Origin of the sequence: Paenibacillus rigui, assembly GCF_002234615.1 — a bacterium.
GTDB lineage: Bacteria > Bacillota > Bacilli > Paenibacillales > NBRC-103111 > Paenibacillus_S > Paenibacillus_S rigui.
Window position 1 is genome coordinate 342,020 of sequence record NZ_NMQW01000017.1, and the last position, 22,970, is coordinate 364,989.

Sequence of the window (22,970 nt, forward strand, 5' to 3'; positions counted from 1 at the left end):
AACTTCTGGCGGGGACCCTAAAGGTATATTCCAACTAAAGTAAAGGAGCTAGTCCTATGTGGAAATATGCCTTGTCCCTTATAGCCGTCTTCGCCCTCGGCGTGCTTCTGTTCCCGAGAAATGAAGCGGAGCCCCGCATCGAAAGCCTGTCTCCTGCCGCCGAGTTGCAAATGAAGCGGACTACGATGGCCCAGGATATATCTCTGACAAATGATCTGTGCCGGACTCAATGCAGCCTGGAGCTCCATAGAGTGCTTCAGCAAACAGACCCGCTCCCTCAGGAAAGCAAGCTGAAGGGCTTACGCAAGCTGCAGGAAGAGCATCCTCATATGGAGCAGCTGATTTGGGCGGCGCGCGGTCAAAGCATACAAGACGGCCTTACCGTAGGCAGCTTGAACGAATCGACCTTGTCCTTGGCCAAGCCGGAATTGCAAAAAGCAAAGGATAAAACGGACAAAGGGGAAAGCTACCAATCCGAGCCTTTCCAAAGCAACGGCTCCACTTATTTCGTTCTTGGTGTCCCCTCCACTTCAGGGAAGGCTTCTTTATTGGGCGTGGTCAAACAAGAAATATTGAAGCAGGTAGAAGACCATCAGCTTAAAAATCTCAGGATTGTAACCTATCCCAGCGACAATCGCTACAAAATCGAATCCGTTGACTCCAATACCCTTCAGGATGTGAAAGTGGATCATCCCGAACAAAATGAGGGAACGAGCCACTATCATGTGGACCAAGTTGTTGTCCGCTTCAAGACCGAGCCAACGAAAGCGGATTTGGCAAAAATTCAAGCCGACATCGGGGCAACCGGATACCGGAAAGTAGGCTATACCTATGTTTTTGAATCAAAGAAAATGGAAGCCAAGCAGCTGATGAACTATTTCAAAAGCTGGAATGTTGAATATGCGGAGCCACATTTTCTGTACATGACCAATACAGCTTACAATCAAGATACTGGAGCTGCAGCAAAGCAAGCTTCCGACTCTCAAGCAACGATTACACCGAATGATTCTCTATATCAACGGTATCAATGGAATCTCCCGATCATTGATACGGAGCAAGGCTGGACCATTAATAAAGGCTCCGATCAAATTACGGTTGGTATCGTGGATACCGGTGTAGATCTTAATCATCCTGATTTAAAGGATCAATTGGTCAGTGGCTATAACGTAGTCAACGAAAACGCCCAGCCGTTAGACGATGTCGGACACGGGACCCACGTAGCAGGAGTTGTCGGTGCACTCGTCAACAATAATCTTGGCGTTGCCGGCATGAGCTGGTACAACCGGATCATGCCCGTGAAAGTACTGGATGAAACCGGCGCAGGCAGCACGTATTCCGTAGCGCAAGGTATTATTTGGGCAACGGACAACGGTGCCAAGGTTATTAACTTGAGCCTCGGCAACTATGCTGAGGCCAACTTCCTGCACGACGCGATTAAATACGCCTATGATCACGACGTCGTAATCATAGCCGCCAGCGGCAATGATAACACGGAGCAGCCGGGCTACCCAGCGGCTTATCCGGAGGTGTTCGCGGTAGCGGCTACCGATGCGAATAAAAGTAAAGCTTCCTTCTCCAACTACGGCGATTATATCGATGCTGCGGCGCCAGGGGTTAATATTGCAAGCACCTATCCGCATAACCAATATGCAGCTTTGTCAGGTACATCGATGGCTAGCCCCCATGTTACTGCTCTGGCCGCATTAATTCGCTCCGTCAATCCTCAGCTGAAAAATACCGAGGTGATGGACATTATGCGCAATACTGCGCAAGACATCGGGCCCAAAGGTAAAGATAAATATTTCGGTTACGGATTGATCGATGTCGTAGCTGCCTTGAAGAGCGCAGAAGCTTCCAAAAACGGAAGCAACGCCGCAGCCACAGAAAAAAACACCGGAAGCTCTGCTCAAACCGTCCCGAACACCAATTCCTACTTTCAAAGACTTTTGGATCGGCTGCAAGGACTACACAGCAAATGGTTCTAGCACATGTATATATTTACACACAAAAACCGCCGTTTCAGGCGGTTTTGTCATGGTTACAGGAAAGCGTGCCGTAAGCCGGGTTCTGTACTTCCAGTGGTCATATCGGGTACCACCCTCCCACCGTTGAAGCGACAATCATCTATCTAGGCCAAACATTGCTGCTTGGCTCAAGCGACCAACCCGAACGCGTCCCGGGCAGGGACTGTCTCTCAAGAAGACTTGCGTTCCACTAGGTCTTGCTCCAGATGGGGTTTACCAGGACATATGTCACCATATCTCCTCGTGGTCTCTTACACCACGGTTCCACCCTTACCTGTGCGCAGGACGAATCCTGCGCCATCGGCGGTCCATTTCTGTGGCACTAGCCTTCAGCTCGCGCTGACTGGACGTTATCCAGCATCATTGCCCTATGGAGCCCGGACTTTCCTCTCGTGATTTCTCACCAGCGATTGTCTGTCAAGCTTTCCTGATGTGCATTTGCTAGTATACAGCGAATCCAACTAAAATTCAACCGTCACCTTATTTGCAATTCAGGTCTTTATTTACAGCTCTTACAGTTAAGCGCAGCATGCGGCCTACACAAACTGAAATGGTTCGGTGTTTAGCCGGGAAGCGATGACCTGTGTACTGCTCTTTTTTTCTTGAAGTCTCCGCTGCAAATAGTCCGCAACGGCTTGCTTCATAATTTTTTCCACATTATGCCCGGGATCGATCAGTGCTATGCCTGCCGCTAGTGCGTCTTGTGCCGTATGATAATCGATATCCCCGGTAATCAGCACATCCGCTCCCGCAAATTGCGCATGTCTCACATAGCGGCTGCCCGAGCCGCCAAGCACCGCAACCTTTTGTACAGTGCGATCTGGACTGCCCACAAGTCGGACCGTAGGCACGTCATAAGCCTGCTTGACCTGCTCGCACAGCTCCAATAGTGTCACGGACGCCCCCAGCTTGCCGACACGCCCCAGACCGAAGGAGCGGCCTTTTAAATCAAGCTGATACAAGTCGTAAGCCACCTCCTCGTAAGGATGCGCCTTCAGCATGGCTTGTACTACGCGGCGTTCAGCGCTTTGCGGAACAATGGTTTCAAGCCGTACCTCGTTAGCTTGCTCCAGCTTTCCTTGTTGTCCTATAAACGGATCGCTGCCCGCCTCAGGAATGAACGTCCCCGTTCCTTCAATATTAAAGCTGCAGTGCGAATATTTCCCGATCCACCCCGCTCCTGCACGAAACACCGCTTCACGCACCTTCTCCAGGTGATCTGCAGGCACGAAAACAACGAGCTTTTTCAGCTTTTCAGTATGCACATCCTCCAAGGGGGACAAGCCTGTCAGTCCAAGCGCATCCGCCATCAAATCGTTCACGCCACCCTCCGCCACATCCAAATTCGTATGGGCAATGTAGACCGCGATGTCGTTCTTGATAAGCTTTTCGTACAAGCTTCCTGCAGGTGAATCCGTTTGTAGGTGGGCGAGCGGCCGAAAAATAATAGCATGATGTGCAATAATCAAATTCGCTCCCGCTTGAATCGCTTCCTCTACAACCTCATCCGTTACATCCAGAGCAACCAGTACTTTCGTAATTTCTTTATTCAGCGTTCCAAGCTGAAGCCCGATTTTATCGTTTTCCACCGCGTAATGCTTGGGCGCAAGTTCCTCCATTAATTGAATGACGCTTTGTCCTTTGGCAAACAAGCTAACACCTCCCGGATTTGCTTCATTTCCCGCTCCACATCCTGCTGCTTGCGTTTGGATTCCTCCAAGGCCGATAACGACAATTGATGGCGAATCATATCCAACTTATTCAGCTCCAGCTGCCATTTCCGATGCCATACCTCCGTTGGACGATCCAGCAAATAAGGCCCGAGCTTTAACAACAGCTCTCGATCCGCATGATGCCCCTGCTCCAGCTCTCTTGTCCGGTAAACGAACGAGTCCGTTAATTCGGTTTGATCTGCGGGTACCGCCGTCAAAATTTCGTATATTTTATGATCCTCCTCGAGAATCTGTTCGTTCGTTAATACCCAGCCGTTTGCAATCAGCCAGCTTCTCACATTTGACTCGCCGACATTAGGCTGTAAAATAAGCCGCTTTACACCAGGCAGCTTCGCTTTTCCAGCTTCCAGTATCGACGCAATCAGCGCACCGCCCATGCCCGCAATCGTTATCACATCAACTTCATTCGGTGAGATCACCTCGAGTCCGTCCCCGAGACGCACCTCAATCTTATAATTAAGCTCTGCTTCCTTCACTTGCTTCGCAGCCGCTTGAAAAGGCCCCGGATTCACTTCCCCGGCGATCGCTCTCGTAATCCGGTCTTGCTGAACCAAATACGCAGGTAAAAGCGCATGATCCGATCCGATATCCGCAAGGGTACTTCCAACAGGCACCTGATTTGCTATTTGTTCCAATCGTTTTGATATTTTCAACATATTAAGCAACCCACTCTGTCCATATTTTTCGAGATGTGAACAATATGCTTGCTTCCGTCACCATCTTGCCTATAAGTGCCAGCTGTACGGTTTGCTCGCCATACTGCTCCGCATAAAGCATAGCATATAACTCCGGCATAAACCAAACGATGCACCCTAGAATAAGGAATACCGTACCCATTTGCTTGCTTTTGCCGAGAATCATCCAACCAAGCCATACAAAGGCGATGCTGAGCGGAACCCAGCTAAGCTCCAAGGTGAGCCAGTTGATGGAGTCCAGCTGATAATGCAGCAGCCATCCATAGCAGAACACCAGAACGACCCATCCGCACAGCTGAAACAGCATCCGACCTGCCAATAGGCCGGTGAGAATCCATATTAAGCTGCACAGCACAACATAACCGACAACGAGCACCGGCTTGTCATGGATGCCATGCAAGCGAAACAAATAAACGCCTATAAATAAAAGGAACAGGGACGCGACGCCGAACAACACTTGTGCCCTTACCGGTTCCTTCGTATTTTGCACGGTACCAGTCGTATAACAAAGAAATAAAAACAGAACCGAAACCCCAATTTGCATTGGTAATTCAAAAGCGTTAAAATTAAGAGCAGTTAAGGCGAAGGCAGCTACCAGCCCAATGATAAGCAACCATATTTTCCAATTACTGTTTCTGATTGCTGTAGCCGACGCTTTCATAAAAGCTGAGCTTTGATTGCCTTTTTTAGCACTCCCTGCCGATTTGGCAGCTCCCTGCTCGACATAAAGATTCAATAAAAAATCGCAATAATGTTCCGGCAGCAGTCTGCTTTTTCGCCATTGCTCGATTTCTTTAATAAGTATCGCACGTTTATTCTTATCATCCATCTTTTCGGTTTCACCTCATCAACCTTATGGTTACTTCTTACAGCTCTTGTCCTTTTATCGGTTGGGGTGGAACAAAAAATTAGACCTAACTGCAGATGCAGATAGGTCAAGAGTACACCATTTATTCAAGAAAATCTTTCAGACGCTTGCTTCGGCTCGGATGTCTCAGCTTGCGAAGCGCTTTGGCTTCAATCTGACGAATCCGCTCGCGTGTAACACCGAATACCTTGCCTACTTCCTCGAGAGTCCGCGTGCGTCCATCGTCCAGACCGAAACGAAGGCGCAGCACATTTTCTTCCCGCTCCGTCAATGTATCCAGTACGTCCTCCAGCTGTTCCTTCAGCAGCTCATAAGCAGCCGCATCCGCAGGAGCAAGTGCTTCCTGATCCTCGATAAAATCACCCAAGTGCGAATCGTCTTCTTCCCCGATAGGTGTTTCCAGGGATACAGGTTCCTGGGCAATTTTCATAATCTCCCGCACTTTGTCGGTGCTCAGATCCATTTCCTTCGCGATTTCTTCCGGTGTAGGTTCGCGCCCGAGCTCTTGAAGCAGCTGCCGGGAGACACGAATCAGTTTATTTATTGTTTCCACCATATGTACCGGGATACGGATCGTTCTTGCTTGGTCGGCAATCGCGCGGGTAATCGCTTGACGAATCCACCAGGTTGCATAGGTACTGAATTTGAAGCCTTTATCGTAATCGAATTTCTCAACAGCCTTAATTAAGCCCATATTGCCTTCCTGAATTAAGTCAAGGAACAGCATGCCGCGTCCTACATAACGCTTCGCGATGCTGACAACGAGACGTAAATTTGCTTCAGCCAGACGGCGCTTGGCTTCCTCGTCTCCAAGCTCAATCCGTTTAGCCAGTTGGATTTCATCCTCTGCGGAGAGCAGTGGAACTCTGCCGATTTCTTTTAAATACATACGTACCGGATCATTAATCTTAATCCCCGGCGGCAGAGACAAATCATCGTCAAAATGAAAATCGTCCTGCTCCTGGTCGCTTGGACTTAATTCGTTATCGTCGTCTGATTCATTGCCTACATCGATTCCCATCTCCGAAAGCTGCTCGAAAAATTCATCGATTTGATCGGGATCCTGATCGAAGGGAGCCAGTTTCTCCATGATATCTTTGTAGGTTAATGAGGAACGTTTTTTACCCTGCTCAATCAGTTGTTCCTTTACTTGATCCAACGACAACTCGGTCTCTATCTCCGTGCGTTGATCGTTCGCCATAATCCAACTCCCTCCTCCCTAGAGCTTCTTTAGCCGGACAGACTAAGAAGATTTTAACTGCTTTTCTAGGGAAATAATCTCAATACCTATCTGTGCCGCACGTTTGATATCCCCTGAACGTTCTGCACGAATCATTTCTTCTCTTTTTCGTTCAATTTGCTGCTGCTGTGGATATTTTTTTATTTCTCGGATGTAATCGTCGATGACTTGATCGTTGACCCCATGAGAATTGCCCATCATCGCTAGTGAGCTCGCCAATCCTTCCAGATCGGCTTCCTGCAGCATAGCAATAAAACTACTGGCATTCGGCTCATAGCCCTGCGCGTAATATGCGTACAAATAAGCAGCAAGCGCCGCGTGAGCATCCACATTAAATTGATCGCCTAATTTGCTTTCCACGTAATGCGTGACTTCCCGGTCATACATCATGATTGCCAAAAGCTGTCGCTCCGCATTATGATAAGCTGGAAATAAAGAAGGCGTACGTTCTCGAGGTCTTGCGTCATTCATAACATTATTCCACGGTTTATCGTTATTATCCCCAAACTTGTTGTTTTTTTCGGATTGGAGTCTGATTTCATTCAGGTTTTGTAACGCCGCTTCAAAAGAATAATGAAATTCGGTCGACAGTTCCCTTACATAGTGCTCCCGCTCAATTGGGGACGCAATGTCCGCAATGATTTTGAGAGCCTGCTGAATGTAACGAAGCTTATCCCCATCCTCCTGCAGTTTGAAATTTTTACGAAAATAAAGAAGTTTATATTTGATCGATGGTACGGCAGCTTCAATCACTTCCCGTACGAATCGTTCAGAACCTTGAGTGGAAATGTAGTCGTCCGGATCCTGGTTGTTCGGTATCATCGCTATTTTGACAAGACAGCCGGCCTTCTCCAGAATAGGAATGCTCTTGTATGCTGCAGCCTGCCCTGCGCCATCGCCGTCATATGCGACAATGACTTGATCCGCTTGTTTACGTATCACTTCAGCGTGTTCTTCCGTTAATGCGGTGCCCATTGTAGCTACACCGTTCGTTATGCCTGCTTCCCACGCTTTGATTACATCGACATACCCTTCAAACAATACAAGCTGCTGCAGCTTGCGAATTTGCGGCCGAGCCCTGTGCATATTGTACAAGCTTCGGCTTTTATAAAACAGCATCGATTCCGGACTGTTCAAATATTTAGGCTGAACATCTCCCATCGCCCTGCCGCCGAAAGCAATCAATTGCCCTTTCCAATCATGAATTGGAAACAAGATACGGTCTCGAAATTTGTCAAAGTAGCCTGAACCGTCCTGACGTGCCGACAACAGGCCGCCCTTTTCCATCAAAGGAAGGGAAAATTCCCGTCGTTCCAGCAGCTGGGCGAGTGTATCCCACTGGGAAGGCGCATAACCAATGCCAAAGGCATCGATCACCTTATCATGCAGCCCTCGGGAACGTAAATACTGTAAAGCCTGCTTCCCTTGCTCGGTGTTCTTCAGAATATACTGGTATAGCTTTCCGGCAAGCTCGTAGGCCTCTAACAGCTTCGTTTTCTCAGGATTTTGCTGCGATCTGCCTCCTGCCAGCGAGTCAAGACCGATGTCTAGATTGGCCTCCTTGGCCATTTGGCTTATCGCTTCCGCAAACGAATACCCTTCCATCGCCATCAAAAACTGAATGGCTCCGCCTCCGGCGCCGCAGCCAAAGCAATGGTAAATTTGCTTTTCCGGTGTGACGGTAAAGGATGGCGTTTTCTCCGAATGAAACGGACATAGCCCTTTCATGTAGTGCCCTTGCTTGCTTAAATGCACGTAACGACCGACCACATCGACGATATCATGGTGCTTGAGAACCGATTCGATGATTTCTTCCGGAATGCGTCCGTTACTCATCCTATCCACCTTCAATCAAATTAACACGTAATATATTCGCTACAGTTATGAAATCTCCTGCAAACGCCGTAAAACTTTTGTCAAAGATTGTAGAAAAAATTGTCGATCCTCGTCAGTAAACGGTTTAGGCCCTTTGGAATGCTTGCCGCCGCGCCTTTGCTTCGCTTGTTCATGCCGCCGGTCAAGCAGAAAGTCAATCGTCCTGTTCGTGTACTCCTGACCTCGGTTAGACAAGGCAATCGCCTTTTTCCCTAATGCCAGAGCGGCCAAGCCAAAGTCCTGTGTAATTAATACGTCTCCTGGTGCAATACGGTTCACTATATATAAGTCTACCGATTGATCGGAGCGGTCTACCTGTACTGTTTGAACCCCTTCCATAGGCTGCAAACGATGATCAAACGAAGCAACCATGAGGACTTCAGCCTGGAACGAAGCAGCGACGGTTACAATTTCCGATTTTACCGGACAAGCATCTGCATCAACGATGATTTTAAGCTGCATGATTCGACCCACCGAATTTCTACGGAATTGTACCGTACTATTATATACGATGAAGAAATAAAAAATCCTGCCGGGTTTCAGGAAAAAGGTTTATCTTCCGTGAAACCAGTCGATTATTGTACTTGCCGTCTCTTCTACCGCTTTGTTGGACACATCAATGATTCGGCACCCGAGCCTATTCATAATTCCGTCGGCGTAGGCCAGCTCCTTATTGATGCGCTCTACATTTGCATAAGTTGCATTCTGCGGAAGCCCCAGTGTTTTCAAGCGCTCGGAGCGTATGACATTCAGCTTCTCGGGAGTAATGCGGAGGCCGACGATCTTTTTGTTAGAAACGGTAAATAACTGCTCTGGCGGCTGTATTTCCGGTACCAAAGGAACGTTAGCCACTTTAAATTTTTTATGGGCTAAATACATGGATAAGGGCGTTTTGGAGGTGCGTGATACGCCGACTAGAACGATATCTGCTTGAAGAACACCGGTAAAATCTCTTCCGTCATCGTATTTAACGGCGAATTCGACCGCTTCGACCTTCTTGAAATAATCTTCGTCCAGCGGATGAATCATGCCTGGCTGATGACGCGATTCCTGGTTCAGTTTTTTCTCCAAGGAGCCGATGATCGGACCCAACAAATCGATGTAAAGCAATTGATAGCGAATCGCTTGTTCAATTAAGTAATCGCGAAGCTCCGGGATAACAAGAGTAAAAACAATAATACCGTCGCGTTCTCTAGCGGTTTGAATCAGTTTATCGATTCCAGAACGATCCTCCAAGAAAGGTACGATCCGAACGTCAACCTGCTGCGGATAAAATTGCACGGAGGCGGCTCTTACAACGGCTTCTCCGGTTTCCCCTGCGGAGTCGGAAGCTATGTAAATGATGGGGTTCGTTCGTTTATTCAAGACCACACCCTCTTTCTACCTTCTCTGCTATTCTACCTGTTCGCCTATTACTTACCCATATCATGAGACGTCATCCAAAAAAAATTCCCGCCGCCAAGCCTAACGAGACTAAGTCGGACGAGAAGTCGTCTTTAACGTTAATATAATATATTATCAAAGCCAAATAAAAATGTCAAAGCATTACACGCCGTATTTCTCCATTTGCTCCAGGAAGTGCCGGGACTTTAATTGTACTCCGATATGCGTATCATAATAAGAGCGAATCAGCTGCTTCAAACTTTCCTTTGTCGCCGGCTTCACATCGATTTGTCCAAGTCGCCTGATGTCCATTTTGGCCAATATTCGAAGCAGCTTCAACGTCCCGGGGGCTAAAGGTACCGCCTGCGGATCCCGGGGGCGGCAATTCTCACATAACAATCCGCCAACCAAGGCGCTGAAATACATATCCGCTTGATCTCTGGAACAGGAGACGCAAGCATCTAGCTCCGGCTGATAACCGGCCTGCATCCAAATCTTCATTTCATAGATGAATGTAACGATATGCATGTCTTTATCCTCGTCCAAAGCCGTTAAAGCCGCTTTCAGCTGCTCAAACAAAAAAGCGTTCGCCTCCTGATCGCCAAGGACACGATCGGTCAGCTCCGCCATATAAGATGCGTAGGCCGCTTTATGCAAATCTCCCCGTATGATATGGTGCGATTCCACGATCTCCGCATGATTCAAGGTACCCAGCTGACCTGATTTGAAAAACAGGTAATCTCCGCAAGTGAACAGCTGAGCGACCGAAGCATACCGGCTTTTCACTTTTTTGGCGCCACGGACAATGACCGCTACTTTCCCCAATTCGCGGGAGAACAAAGTAATGATCTTGTTGCCCTCTCCATAATCCATACTTCGTATAACGATCCCCTGAACTCTGTACTGCATCGTCCGTTCTTCCCCCAAGCCATCAACTCACAGGCTCTTATTGTCCCTCTTCGCCGCCATTCGATTCAGGGTCGTCCTCTGATTCCATCGGAACCGCACTGGAATCCTCCGAAACTTGCTTGTAAAGCAGGTAAGCATCCACATCTCCGGTCATTGAAAAATACTTCCACGAAAAATCTCTCATGTGTATCAATCTCCTCTCCTGTAAGACGGATGAACGGTACCTGTCAACAGAATTAGGATGATACCAAACCGGTTAAAGTATGCGATGCAATTACTGCCATGCTTGCTTTATCGAAGCCTCAGCGGCAAATGGTTATTCGTTGCGGAAACCGAGGTCGCGTAATACACGCTCTTGGTTTCTCCAGTCCTTTTTCACTTTTACCCACAGCTCAAGGAACGTTTTGGAGCCAAGCAGCGCTTCAATATCACGTCTGGCCTGCTGCCCGACTTCTTTAAGCAGAGCTCCCTTTTTGCCGATAATAATCCCTTTTTGCGAGTCGCGTTCAACATAAATCACTGCGGATATATGTACAACACCGTTTGCTTCCACTTTCATATCTTCAATAGATACCGCAATGGAGTGAGGAATTTCTTCCCGGGTCATGTGCAAAATTTTCTCGCGAATCAATTCCGCACATACGAACTGCTCCGGATGGTCGGTCACTTGATCTGCAGGGTAATATTGCGGTCCTTCCGGCAAATATTTCGTCACCTGCTCCAGCAAGGTGTTCACATTATTACCCTGCTTTGCAGAAATTGGAACAATCTCAGCAAAATCATATAAATCCTTATAGGCTACAATCACAGGAAGCAGTTCTTCCGGTTGCACCTGATCAATCTTATTCAACACCAAAATTACCGGTGTCTTTACTTTTTTCAAATTCTCGATAATAAAGCGGTCGCCCCCGCCTAACCCTTCGACAACGTCAATTAAAAATAAAATGGCGTCTACTTCGCTTAAGGAGCCCTCCGCCACTTTCATCATATGCTCACCGAGCTTGGATTGCGGTTTATGAATCCCCGGCGTATCAAGGAATACGATTTGCGAATCATTCGTCGTATAAACTCCGTGAATTTTGTTGCGCGTCGTTTGCGGCTTGTCCGACATGATCGCTATTTTTTGACCGATGACTTGATTCATCAATGTCGATTTCCCTACATTTGGCCGGCCGATAATGGCTACAAAGCCGGATTTGAACGTTTTTTTGCTTGCATTTGCTGCTGTCATTTTAAATCGTTGCCTCCAGTAAGATCCTTCATAGTAAAAGCGCCCGGGAGCAGCTCGGCCACCGTGGTTTCCACAACCTCGCCTTGCAGGTTCGCAAGGTAAACCGGCATTTCCGGCGCACATAGTTCAATTAACACTTGTCGGCATACGCCGCAAGGAGTGATCGGCTGGGCCGTGTCACCGATGACAGCCATGGCCTGAAAGGAACGGGCAGGCTCCCCGTCCGCAATGGCACGGAATAACGCGGTACGCTCTGCACAATTGGTAGGACCGTATGCAGCATTCTCTACATTACATCCGTAATGTACTTTTCCATGACGGTCGAGTAAGGCGCTCCCGACTTTGAACCGGGAATACGGCACATAGGCACGTTCTCTAGCTTCCATCGCTAGAGCTACTAACTGCTGGCGATCCATTCGAACCCGCTCCTTTTATTGTACACGATTAGAGTTGAAATAAATAATAAGCCAATACGGCGATGAAAGCGCCAATGAATGCACCTAGAACAAGAGAAGCCCAGCTCCGACCGCTTTTGTCATATAACAGGAATGCCACCAAGCAGGCCAGTAAATAACTGAGCAGACCGATAAACGTAACGGCTACATAGCAAGTAATCAAGGTAGAAATGGCAAAAGCGACAGCCACCAGCAAGCTGGGCTTCATGCGCCTATCCTTCCTGGAGAAGCGAGTTTGTATGACAATGACCGTCAATATAACCAGGCTAAGCAAAATCCAGACCATGGCTGCCGAAAAGCTGTGTCCCTCGCTGGCCCTTGCTTCACGAAACAGCCGATCCACCGGATCGTAGAACACGATCATCCCTACCATTGCGGCAAAAGCCGCAGACACCAGTACGGAGGCTGCGGCCACATCCTTGGCTATCTTGGCAAGCGGATGGCGGTCCGGCATGGCAAGATCTACGGCTTTTTCAATCGCCGTGTTAATTAACTCGGTCACGATCATCATCGTAACGGCGAGTAAAATAAACAATATTTCAAGCTTGGGCAGACCGAAAAACAAAGCAAGCGACAGTGCGGCAAACGCAGCAAAAAAATGAAATTTCATATTCCTCTGCGTAGATAAAGCGTACTTGACTCCCTCATATGCAAAGCGGAAGCTCCGGTGCCACTTCACCTTGGGTCTCATCTGACAAGCCCTGCCTCTTGTAAAATCGCTTCCTGCTTCGCGAACATGATCTTCTCTTCTTCCTCGGTTTGGTGATCATAGCCGATCAAATGAAGAAAACCGTGCACGAACAAAAATCCAAGCTCACGCTCAACCGAATGGCCGTAATCCTCGCTTTGGGCAATCGCCCGCGGCACGGAAATGATGATATCCCCCAGCGGTTCCTCGAACATTTCGTCAGATTCAAAAGCTTCTTCGTCCTCGTCCGCCCGGGCGTCTTCTTCCTGCTGATCCAGCAGCTCGCCGCTGCGAAGGTCTTCCTCTTGTATAAAATCATCTTCATCAAAGATGATCTCTATCTCATCCTCGCCCATTTCCTGCATCGCGAAGGACAAAACATCCGTCGGCTTATCGAGTCCGCGGTATTCTTTATTCAAACGCTGTATTTCCGCATCATCCACAAAGGTGAGTGCTACCTCTCCTTCCGACACATGCTCGGCGCGTCCGGCTAGCTCCAGCAGCTGCTCCAGCTTGTTCACCAGCTCCTCAGAGATAGCAAATGCATTTTGCTCGTTGTTCCATTCCAAACGTAAGCTCATAGGTTAACTCCTTTATTCCCGTTTCATTCCGGATGTCTGACTGTGGGCTTGTGCCTGAAGATCGCTCGGATATTCTATTCTTGAATGAAAAATGCCGTGTAATGTTTCATTCAATGTTTTGGCAACTTGATCCAGTTCCTTAATGGTCAAATCACATTCGTTAAACTGACCGTCATCCAACCGGTTCTTAATAATTTTGCGAACCATCGTATCAATCTGCTCCAGGGTAGGATTTCTCAGCGAGCGCACCGCTGCTTCTACGCAATCCGCTATGCCGACAATCGCCGCTTCCTTGGACTGGGCTTTCGGCCCCGGATAACGGTAGTCGCTTTCTTCAATCGGCTTGTCATCGCCTTCCGCTTCAGACAGCTTCTTCGCCTTGTGGTAAAAAAACTGCAGCAATGTCGTCCCGTGATGCTGCTCCGCGATATCCCGTATCGGCTTGGGAAGATGATATTCCTTCAGCATCTCCACCCCGTCTCTGGCGTGGGCTACAATAATAGACTTGCTGAGCGCCGGGTCCATTTTATCATGCGGATTTTCCATATTGGTCTGGTTCTCAATAAAATAAATCGGCCGCTTCGTTTTCCCGATATCGTGATAGTACGCGCCTACGCGGCACAAAAGCCCATCGGCCCCAATCGATTCGGCCGCGGCTTCCGCCAGGTTCCCGACCATCACGCTGTGATGATAAGTTCCCGGTGTCTCCGTCAGCAGCTTGCGCAGCAAAGGATGGTTCGGATTTGACAGCTCTACGAGCTTCAACGGCGATAAAATGCCGAAAGCGACTTCAAAGAAAGGCAGCAGACCGATAACGAACACTGCGGTAAGCAGACCGCCGCCAACCGTAAACGAAAGCGCGAACAGCATTTCCTTCTTGGAGCTGTGATCCTCAATCAACAGCAGTGAAGCGACCAGTGCCATGCCGAACAAAGCTACAATCATCCCCGCCTTCAAGATAGAGGATCGTTGACTGGCCCGCTGTATGGAGAAAATAGCTGCGAAGGAAGCGGCTAACGTAAACAAGCCGTACCGGAAATCAAAAGGCTGCAGGTGATCCGTGTTGAATATAATGCTAGCCAGCACGCTGAACAAAACAGCGGCAATAAAAGCGAGGTTCATATCCAGCAATATGGTGATCAGCATCGCCCCCAAAGCGGTAGGGGCCAAAAAACCGATATACGGATAATCTAAATTTTGCACTAAAGAAAACAGCTTCATACCAAATATATTAATGAGTACAATAAGCACCAGCATAAGCAGCTGAGCGTTGTTATGACTGACGGAAAGCCTACTCTGCTTTACAAAAATAAAGATGACGAGGCTTAACATCACGACAATGAGCAGAAGCCCGATTTTGGGCCAGTTGCTCGATTGGTCCTTCAGCAGCTCCAGACCGCTCAAGCGTTGGTACATTTCATCCGTGATGGTATCGCCCTTTTTTACAAGAATTTCATTTTTATTAATAAACACCGGCTTTACATTGTCCCGTGCATGGCCTTTGGCTTCCTCAGTTCCTTTTTGATCAAAAAACTTGTTCGGCGTAATCGCTGCCCTTACAAGCTCCTGTACGATTTCCCTCGTTGTACTCTTGGTCAAGGTCGAAGCATTGACGAGCTCCGGCACCTTCGCCCGGACAGTCTGGGCATCCAGGATTTGATCGTTCATCAAACGGGTCACAATCTCTTTGGCCACCGGCTCCATCGCCGTCAAATCTTCCTTGGATAGACGGGGCATTTTATAATACGTTTCTTCCGGAATGCGATACTGCTGCTCCCGAATTTTTTTACCCATTTCCTGGAGCAGAGGCTCGTTGTACTGTCCGCTGTCGGAAAAGCCTTTAATCTGTTTGTCCGCGTGATCCAGTACCAGATTCGGAAGCACGGTTTTGAAAATGTTCACTTTATCCCCCAAGGTCACTTCGGAATCCGCATTGATCTGAAGCAGCTTCTCAAACATGGACTCCATCAGCACTTCATTCTTGAGAGAAGTGATCTTATATACCAGCTGGACGTGCTGTGCAGCTTCCTCCTTCGCCTGCTCCGTTGCCACCGCATTCTCAATTGCTCTCGGCGCCAATATATCCTTCTCCGCTACCGCACCAAGCTGAATGTCATAGGTCGGAGGTATGATTTTACTCATAAGAGAAACATAAAAAAGGATGCTAAGCACTAAAAACAGAAGAAAGCGCACCATGGCGCTATATTTCCATCCGGAAAGCCTGTATTGAAATTTGCCTTGAATCGAAACCTGGTTTTTCATTTCGAAAGGTCATCCCTTTCATACGGCTCTATCGGCTAACTGTATCTGAAAGAACCGGTCTATTTTTCTTGGTCCGCATGGTAAGCCACAATAATCTTTTGTACCAAGGAGTGTCTGACAACGTCGGATTCAGAAAATTGGATAAATCCGATTTCCTCAATTTGTTTCAATATGCGCTGGGCTTCCACTAAACCCGAAGACTTCCCGCGCGGCAAATCAATCTGCGTCACGTCACCGGTAATGACCATCTTCGAGCCAAAGCCCAGACGGGTCAAAAACATCTTCATCTGCTCGGGGGTCGTATTCTGCGCTTCATCCAAAATAATAAAGGAATCATCCAGCGTCCGGCCGCGCATATAAGCGAGCGGAGCGATTTCAATCAGGCCCCTTTCAAGCGATTTGAGCACTTGCTCCGGGCCCAGAACGTCATTAAGAGCATCATACAATGGACGTAAATAAGGGTCAACCTTTTCCTGTAAATCACCGGGCAAAAAGCCCAAGCTCTCCCCCGCTTCAACCGCAGGACGCGTTAGCACAATTCTCTTGACCTTGCCTTCTTTAAGAGCGGTGACAGCAAGCACGACGGCAATATACGTTTTCCCCGTACCTGCAGGTCCTATGCCGAACACAATATCTTTGTGCTTGATGGTCGATACGTATTGCTTTTGACCGATCGTTTTAACCCGGATAGGCTTGCCCTTATGCGTGGTGGCAATGTCCCCTTTGAATAAATCCAACAGCTGGTCCGCCTTCATTTGCTTGGCCAACTCCAGCGCATACAGCACATCACGTTCATTCAAAATATAGTTGTTGCGCACCAGCTCCAACAGTACCTGGAACAGCTGCTCCAAGGATTCGGTGTCGGCTGCATTGCCTTGAATGACGATCTCTTCTTCACGGGATTGGATCCTGGCATCGGTATGCTGCTCAATCAAGTGCAGAAACTTGTCCTGCGGTCCGAAGAGAGCTAAACCTTCCGCCGTATTTTTCAATGCCACTTTCACGATGCGTGCGTTGTCAATCAACAGGCCTCTTCTCCTTCAAGCGAATGCGATTATGGTACGATGGGTTGCTCTAGCGTGATGGATTCTTCCACCTCTAAATGTACTTCCATATAAACTTTACCATTCTCCGTCTTTTCATGCAAAATTTTTTCGCTCACAATCTTCGAATCCTTGCCGGCTAATGACAAAATTTCTGCCTTGGCCTGCTCGATTCCCAGCGATTTGGCTTCCTGCGGATCAATGGGTTGTTCCACCAGACTTGTTGCCATCAGCTTCTCGTTCAACCATCCTATCGGCAAGCTCCAGTTGCGCCACTGAAGCGTTTTGCGTTCGGGCAGCGTTTCATACTGTTCAAAAGGCAGCTTACCATAGCCGGTCAATTGTAAGCCCCGGTTTCCCATTACGAGGTAGAACCGTTTCCTGGTTTCGCCCGTGTATACTTTGTAATACTGGACCAGCGGCACCTCAACCGTCGGAGTGTACCATACCAAGCCCTTCACTTGACCTGAAGCAATTACGGTTTGCTGATGCGTCTCGTCTCCAATAATCCCTGATATGAGGATATCCCCTTTACGGACGTACGTATTGGCCTTGACCATCGGACGCCCTTTCTCCGCAAAAATTGACGTTATCATCGCATTCTTGGACGCTACCAAATGTCTTGGACTCATCAGAGGCGGTTTCTGGGGGATGGTCGCCTCCACAACCTTGATGATGATATGTGTTCCGTGAACTTCCACACCTACCCATGACGCCCCGGGTAAATCGTTTTGCAAGCTTTTGGACAACGCATCCGTGTCTTTCAGCCGGTGTTTCCACTGCAATTTATATAAGCCTTCCTTCTTCGCAGCCTCCAATATTTGATTCGTACTGATAAGCTCGTTGCCTTCCACCCTAACCTGCCATACGACGGAAGACAGCAAATACAGACCGATAAAAAAACAAACCAGACCGATCGCGAAAAACTTTCGTTTCTCCAGTTTGTCCAGCATAAAAGGAAGACCGAACCGCTTCAGAACATGGACCCGACAGCCTGTCTCTTTGAGGAGCGGGCGAAGCCGAAAAAAATCTTTTATAAGTATATAAAGCTCAGCACGCGACTCCCCTAACAGACGGATATCCCAAATGGACATCCCGTTCTCTATCATACGATTTATCATGACTTCCAAGCGCGGGCCCCTCATTTGTACCAAGACATAACCGCGCAGCGATAAAAGAATCGATGATTTCAATTGCCTGCACCTCTTCACGGAATAAATTTGATTTCGTCTATAACCCCTTCAATAAATACTTCCTCGGTTAAAATAGCCCTAATGACCAACTGTTTACCATGCACTTCCAGCTTCCCTTTGGAGAGAGCCAGCTTTAAAAGTTCACTCGAAAAATGCAGCACTCCACGGTGATTCTCTATATACAGCTGCATATTGCCGATAAGGGTCATACGAGGCAGATCCAACACGACATCTTGAGGCACATCCAGGAGCTTCGCGGTAAATTGATTCCATTTTCGAGTGAGACGGCGCATAGTTACCCTCCTGAGAACTTTCCGTAGGAAAGTTTACTTCGAAAGCATAAGCTTCGTTATGCGGTACCATAAAACACGCAGCATAGGCTATTTACACCATATGCCGGAAACCCTTAAATTATGAAAGCAGATCAACAGTTGCACTTAAGCAACTTTGCTTAACAAAAAAAAGCACGGACCCTCAAATCTAAGGGATCCGTGCTGTGTAAAATATTTTATTTTTTACGATTATTTACGAAAAGGCTTCTTCGACCTGGGAGGACCCAATATTTCCGCCCACAAAATCCCTTGGGCTAATTTATCGGCAGAAATGGCATCGTCAGCGCCGAAACTGTTAGATGATCCGTCATGTCGGGCGCTAGAGCTCTCCCTGGAGGCCTGCACTTTTCCGCTTAATGGAGAAGTATCCCAGAAATCCTCTTGAGGCTCCTGGCCATAATTATCAGCGGCTAGCACAGCTTTTCTCTCTTCCCCGACACGTGTCGAAGAAGATTCAGGCGCTTTTTTCGTACTCGATGGCGCTTCGCCCCCTGTTGAAGCTGCTGCGGGCGCAGACTTTCCCTTATTCATTTCCAAGGACTTCTTTCCCCAACCGGGACCCACCGTTCCGCCTCCGCCAAATGGCGGCATGCTGGGGCCTGTAGACTTACGCGACTGTTGGGACCCACTCGGAGTTCTCCGCTTAAACAACCCGCTGAGAATAAAAAATAATACAACGACAATGAACCAGTTGTTCAAAATAAGCTGGATCCATTTCACGCCAACACGCTCCTTCCCTGGTTGATGATGCCGGGCGTGTTATTTTTGATCGTCATTTTTACCGGTATCATTCATTTTACCGAGCGTCGAGCGCATTTGAGTATCGGCATCGATATTTTTCAAATTCATATAGTCCATAACACCAAGCTTGCCCCCGCGCAACGCTTCGGCCATAGCTAAAGGAACCTGGGATTCGGATTCAACAACCTTCGCTTTCATCTCGACAACACGCGCCTTCATCTCCTGCTCCTGGGCCACAGCCATTGCACGACGCTCCTCCGCCTTTGCTTGGGCAATACGTTTGTCCGCCTCCGCTTGTTCGGTTTGCAGGTGTGCGCCAATATTTTTACCGACATCTACATCGGCGATATCAATAGACAAAATTTCGAAAGCCGTACCCGCATCCAGTCCTTTGCCTAGAACCGTACGGGAAATTAAATCCGGATTCTCCAATACGTCTTTATGGGATCCTGAGGAGCCTACCGTTGTAACAATCCCCTCGCCAACACGGGCAATAATCGTCTCTTCCCCTGCTCCCCCTACCAAGCGCTCGATATTGGCACGAACAGTGACACGGGCAATTACTTTTACCTCGATGCCGTCTTTGGCAACAGCAGATACGGTTGGAGTTTCGATAACTCTCGGGTTAACGCTCATTTGGACGGCTTGCAGCACGTCACGACCGGCCAAATCGATGGCAGCCGCACGTTCGAACTCCAAATGGATATTTGCACGGTGTGCAGCAATTAGTGCGTTGACCACACGATCTACATTACCGCCAGCCAGGAAATGACTTTCCAGCTGGTTTATTGTAATATCAATCCCCGCTTTGGTTGCCTTAATCATAGGGTTTACGATCCGACTTGGGATTACCCGGCGCAGACGCATCGCGACAAGCGTGATAATCCCGATACGCACTCCTGAGGCAAGTGCCGAGATCCAGAGCATAACGGGCACAAAGCTAAGAAATACCGAAAGGGCAATAATAATTATGACGGCAAGCAATAAAACGTAAACGATCGAATCCATTGTTATACCTCCTACATCTATTTTGACAGTATGACCTGCCGGATGACTTTTGCTTAACGAAGTTAACATTTACAGGCTAATGAAGGACACCGTGCGCTTCTCTGACGATAACGCGTGAGCCCTCCACATGGACGACGACAACCTGACTGTTGACAGCTATAAACTCCCCGGAAGTCACCACATCTACCCGTTCGTCACCGATTTGAATTGTCCCTGCCGGACGCAAAGGCGTTATAGCGGTTCCCGATTTGCCCAGCAGATCGGATCTGGATTCCGCGGAGGTGTACCCCTTATCCGTTGTCAGCTTATCACGCAAAATGAATCGGTTCCATACGCCGCGGTGCTTGAAAATTTTAATAAAAATAGCCAGAACAACAATCGAAAGCACAAAGGCTATGGACAGATTCAATGCAGCCTGCTTTGTATTATAAGCCGCCATTACCACACTGCTGAACAAACAGGCGATACCGAGTATCCCTAGAATACCGAAGCTCGAAACAAAAATCTCAATGATCAGCAGGACGACGCCAATGATAAATAGCGCTATATCCTCCACCCCCGCAAAGCCCACTATGTAGTGGCCGAAAAAATAAAGCCCGAAGCCAAGCAAGCCTACGATACCCGGAACACCAAAGCCTGGAACAAACAACTCAATGGCGATCCCGGCAATGCCGATGAATAAAAGCAGCGTAGCAATAAGCGGTTGGGTCAGCCATCGGGAGAATGCTTCCGCAGGGGTTGGTTTCAAATGAATTACAGGATGCTCTGTTCCTACGAGATAACGAATGACTTCATTCAAATCTTTAGCAGTCGTTTCGGCATAGCCCACCTTCACCGCTTCCTCCGCAGTCAAGGAGACGAGCTGCCCCTTCGGCACGGTACGCCCGATGGGCTTCATGGTAACGCCAACATTTTTGTCTACCATGGCCTCGGCAATTTGCGGGTCACGCCCCCTGAGTTCTGCTGCTGCACGCATCTCACTGGCCCAATGAGCGATAACTTTCACATTCTCAATTTCATTACCAGAGCCATCCACTACGGCAGCAGCCCCAATAGAGCTGCCTGGCTCCATAGCAATTTTCGTTGCATTCAAAGCGATGTAGCTTCCAGCAGATACCGCCTTGCCGTGAACAAAGCCAAGGGTCGGCACAGGACTGCTGCGGATCATTTCTCCAATTTCCTCCGCTGCATCTACCCGCCCACCGAAGGTGTCGATATCCAAGATGACATACATCGCCCTGGCATCAGCCGCTTCTTTCAGGGCGCGGTCCAGAAACTTTTGCAATCCAGTTTCTACCGTCTGATGCACCGGAATAACAACGATCGGCGCCGATAAAGGCACGGACGCTGGAGACGGAGCGGGAGTAGTAGGATCTTGGGCATATGCAGGGATCCCTGACAGCAGCAGTACAGTCAAGAATAACAGCAGGAGTATCCTGGTCTGCAGTGCCTGCTTTACTTTCCACATCAGCTATAACCTCCTTCTTCCTTAGTCAAGCCAATCCTTATTCAGGTCTATTCCATACTTACGTAAAGGATAGCCGATTCGATTCAAACTTGCAAAAAATAACCAGAAAACGAAAAAAACACCCCCGTTACCAGGGGTGCTTTCTTGTAGGTACTATGATAATAGTTGTTGAACGGCTTGATTGACAATTTTGCCATCAGCCCGTCCCTTCACCTTCGGCATCAATGCACTCATGACTTTTCCCATATCCGCTTTAGAAGAAGCTCCCACTTCTTGGATGGTCTGCGATACAATGGCTTTTACTTCTTCTTCAGAAAGCTGCTGCGGCAAGTACTCCATCAGAATCACAATTTCTGCCTTTACGGTTTCGGCTAAGTCGTCACGACCTGCCTTTTCAAATTCTTGGAGGGAATCTTTCCGCTGTTTTACTTCACGATTCAGAACATCAAGTACTTCTTGGTCATCTAAGGTTTTGCGCTGATCTATCTCAATATTCTTGATAGCTGCTCGAACCATACGGATTACGGAGAGTTTAAACTTGTCTTGACTCTTCATCGCTAGCTTCATATCTTCGTTTAATCTCTCGCTTAAGCTCATCGATTAAGCCCCCTAGAACTTTCTCTTACGAGCAGCCTCTGATTTCTTCTTACGCTTTACGCTTGGCTTCTCATAATGCTTGCGTTTTTTAACCTCCGCTAATACGCCATCTTTTGCGATGGAGCGCTTAAAGCGGCGAAGTGCAGCATCTATAGTTTCATTTTTGCGAACTCGAGTTTCTGACACCAGTTTTCCCTCCCTCCGAACAGACCGTCCAAGACGAAAAAAAGCAATTCATCAAATTTCATTATATGGCATACCCAAACTGGGTGTCAACCTAAGGTGAAAGATTCTTTACCTAGCATTGAGCGGGCCCAACTTCTCCCCTGCCAACAGGTGATAATGAATATGAAAAACGACTTGTCCTCCGTCTTTACCGCAGTTATTAATCAGTCGATAACCGCTTTCCGCCACACCTACTTGTCTGGCAATTTCTTGCGCGGCTTGATGAACCTCACCGAGCAAACCCCAGTCGCCTGGTTCAACATCGTTCATGGTTGCGATATGCTTTTTGGGGATAATCAAAATATGTACCGGAGCCGCTGGCTGAATATCATGAAAAGCCACTACATGCTCATTCTCGTACACCTTTTTGGAAGGGATGCTCCCCTCGACAATTTTACAAAAAATACAATCCATGACGG

At 48.1% G+C, this 22,970-nt stretch carries 24 protein-coding genes and 1 other RNA gene; 1 reads left to right on the forward strand and 24 read right to left on the reverse strand.

All coding sequences use genetic code 11. The features are described 5' to 3' along the window. Positions 1-56 precede the first annotated feature (56 nt). The gene (locus tag CF651_RS12805; protein ID WP_094015241.1) at positions 57-1,985 is read left to right on the forward strand and encodes a S8 family peptidase; all 1,929 of its coding nucleotides are present in this window, start codon (positions 57-59) and stop codon (positions 1,983-1,985) included. A 56-nt stretch (positions 1,986-2,041) separates the two neighbouring features. Here CF651_RS12805 and rnpB read toward each other — a convergent pair. The 24 genes from rnpB to CF651_RS12925 form a co-directional block, all read right to left on the reverse strand. Then, positions 2,042-2,450, reverse strand: an RNA gene (rnpB, locus tag CF651_RS12810) — RNase P RNA component class A. A 110-nt stretch (positions 2,451-2,560) separates the two neighbouring features. Further along, positions 2,561-3,676, reverse strand: coding sequence for a Nif3-like dinuclear metal center hexameric protein (locus tag CF651_RS12815; RefSeq protein ID WP_094015242.1), 1,116 nt, complete (start codon positions 3,674-3,676; stop codon positions 2,561-2,563). After that, a complete protein-coding gene (locus tag CF651_RS12820; RefSeq protein ID WP_094015243.1) occupies positions 3,643-4,413 on the reverse strand; it encodes a tRNA (adenine(22)-N(1))-methyltransferase in 771 nt (256 codons plus the stop codon). The genes CF651_RS12815 and CF651_RS12820 overlap by 34 nt, the downstream gene beginning before the upstream one ends. A 1-nt stretch (position 4,414) precedes the next feature. Continuing rightward, positions 4,415-5,281 carry a hypothetical protein gene (locus CF651_RS12825; protein ID WP_094015244.1) on the reverse strand — a complete coding sequence of 289 codons (867 nt, stop codon included), beginning with the start codon at positions 5,279-5,281 and terminating at the stop codon, positions 4,415-4,417. 121 nt (positions 5,282-5,402) lie between these two features. Further along, positions 5,403-6,521 (reverse strand): RNA polymerase sigma factor RpoD, encoded by a 1,119-nt coding sequence (gene rpoD / locus CF651_RS12830; protein WP_094015245.1) that lies wholly within the window; start codon positions 6,519-6,521, stop codon positions 5,403-5,405. 42 nt (positions 6,522-6,563) lie between these two features. Further along, complete coding sequence (dnaG, locus tag CF651_RS12835; RefSeq protein ID WP_094015246.1) at positions 6,564-8,396, reverse strand: DNA primase; 1,833 nt, start codon at positions 8,394-8,396, stop codon at positions 6,564-6,566. Between the two features lie 45 nt (positions 8,397-8,441). After that, positions 8,442-8,897, reverse strand: coding sequence for a YaiI/YqxD family protein (locus CF651_RS12840; protein WP_094015247.1), 456 nt, complete (start codon positions 8,895-8,897; stop codon positions 8,442-8,444). Positions 8,898-8,987: 90 nt separating this feature from the next. Continuing rightward, a complete protein-coding gene (locus CF651_RS12845) occupies positions 8,988-9,800 on the reverse strand; it encodes a pyruvate, water dikinase regulatory protein (RefSeq protein WP_094015248.1) in 813 nt (270 codons plus the stop codon). A gap of 180 nt (positions 9,801-9,980) precedes the next feature. Continuing rightward, positions 9,981-10,727 carry a DNA repair protein RecO gene (recO, locus tag CF651_RS12850; RefSeq protein ID WP_094015249.1) on the reverse strand — a complete coding sequence of 249 codons (747 nt, stop codon included), beginning with the start codon at positions 10,725-10,727 and terminating at the stop codon, positions 9,981-9,983. A 37-nt stretch (positions 10,728-10,764) separates the two neighbouring features. After that, positions 10,765-10,911 carry a YqzL family protein gene (locus tag CF651_RS12855; protein ID WP_094015250.1) on the reverse strand — a complete coding sequence of 49 codons (147 nt, stop codon included), beginning with the start codon at positions 10,909-10,911 and terminating at the stop codon, positions 10,765-10,767. Between the two features lie 132 nt (positions 10,912-11,043). Next, positions 11,044-11,958: a GTPase Era gene (era, locus tag CF651_RS12860; RefSeq protein ID WP_094015251.1), complete on the reverse strand. Its 915-nt coding sequence runs from the start codon at positions 11,956-11,958 to the stop codon at positions 11,044-11,046. Continuing rightward, positions 11,955-12,374: a cytidine deaminase gene (locus CF651_RS12865; protein ID WP_094015252.1), complete on the reverse strand. Its 420-nt coding sequence runs from the start codon at positions 12,372-12,374 to the stop codon at positions 11,955-11,957. The genes era and CF651_RS12865 overlap by 4 nt, the downstream gene beginning before the upstream one ends. A gap of 28 nt (positions 12,375-12,402) precedes the next feature. Beyond that, positions 12,403-13,104: a diacylglycerol kinase gene (locus CF651_RS12870; RefSeq protein WP_094015253.1), complete on the reverse strand. Its 702-nt coding sequence runs from the start codon at positions 13,102-13,104 to the stop codon at positions 12,403-12,405. Continuing rightward, positions 13,101-13,682: an rRNA maturation RNase YbeY gene (ybeY, locus tag CF651_RS12875; protein WP_094015254.1), complete on the reverse strand. Its 582-nt coding sequence runs from the start codon at positions 13,680-13,682 to the stop codon at positions 13,101-13,103. The genes CF651_RS12870 and ybeY overlap by 4 nt, the downstream gene beginning before the upstream one ends. A 12-nt stretch (positions 13,683-13,694) precedes the next feature. After that, complete coding sequence (locus CF651_RS12880; RefSeq protein WP_094015255.1) at positions 13,695-15,944, reverse strand: HD family phosphohydrolase; 2,250 nt, start codon at positions 15,942-15,944, stop codon at positions 13,695-13,697. Positions 15,945-16,003: 59 nt separating this feature from the next. Continuing rightward, positions 16,004-16,966, reverse strand: coding sequence for a PhoH family protein (locus CF651_RS12885; protein WP_425436261.1), 963 nt, complete (start codon positions 16,964-16,966; stop codon positions 16,004-16,006). Positions 16,967-16,998: 32 nt separating this feature from the next. Next, the gene (gene yqfD, locus CF651_RS12890) at positions 16,999-18,180 is read right to left on the reverse strand and encodes a sporulation protein YqfD (protein ID WP_094015257.1); all 1,182 of its coding nucleotides are present in this window, start codon (positions 18,178-18,180) and stop codon (positions 16,999-17,001) included. A gap of 14 nt (positions 18,181-18,194) precedes the next feature. Further along, positions 18,195-18,473, reverse strand: a complete 279-nt coding sequence (yqfC, locus tag CF651_RS12895) for a sporulation protein YqfC (RefSeq protein ID WP_094015258.1) — start codon at positions 18,471-18,473, stop codon at positions 18,195-18,197. Positions 18,474-18,701: 228 nt separating this feature from the next. After that, entirely contained in the window at positions 18,702-19,232 is a 531-nt protein-coding gene (locus CF651_RS12900) for a hypothetical protein (RefSeq protein WP_094015259.1), read from the reverse strand. Positions 19,233-19,271: 39 nt separating this feature from the next. Beyond that, entirely contained in the window at positions 19,272-20,261 is a 990-nt protein-coding gene (gene floA / locus CF651_RS12905; RefSeq protein ID WP_094015260.1) for a flotillin-like protein FloA, read from the reverse strand. Between the two features lie 76 nt (positions 20,262-20,337). Then, positions 20,338-21,729, reverse strand: a complete 1,392-nt coding sequence (locus tag CF651_RS12910) for an NfeD family protein (protein ID WP_094015261.1) — start codon at positions 21,727-21,729, stop codon at positions 20,338-20,340. Positions 21,730-21,882: 153 nt separating this feature from the next. After that, on the reverse strand, positions 21,883-22,326 hold the full coding sequence (locus CF651_RS12915) for a GatB/YqeY domain-containing protein (RefSeq protein WP_094015262.1): 444 nt from the start codon (positions 22,324-22,326) through the stop codon (positions 21,883-21,885). A 12-nt stretch (positions 22,327-22,338) separates the two neighbouring features. After that, positions 22,339-22,512 carry a 30S ribosomal protein S21 gene (gene rpsU, locus CF651_RS12920; protein WP_010491812.1) on the reverse strand — a complete coding sequence of 58 codons (174 nt, stop codon included), beginning with the start codon at positions 22,510-22,512 and terminating at the stop codon, positions 22,339-22,341. Positions 22,513-22,620: 108 nt separating this feature from the next. Further along, positions 22,621-22,965, reverse strand: a complete 345-nt coding sequence (locus CF651_RS12925; RefSeq protein WP_094015263.1) for a histidine triad nucleotide-binding protein — start codon at positions 22,963-22,965, stop codon at positions 22,621-22,623. Between the last annotated feature and the right edge of the window lie 5 nt (positions 22,966-22,970).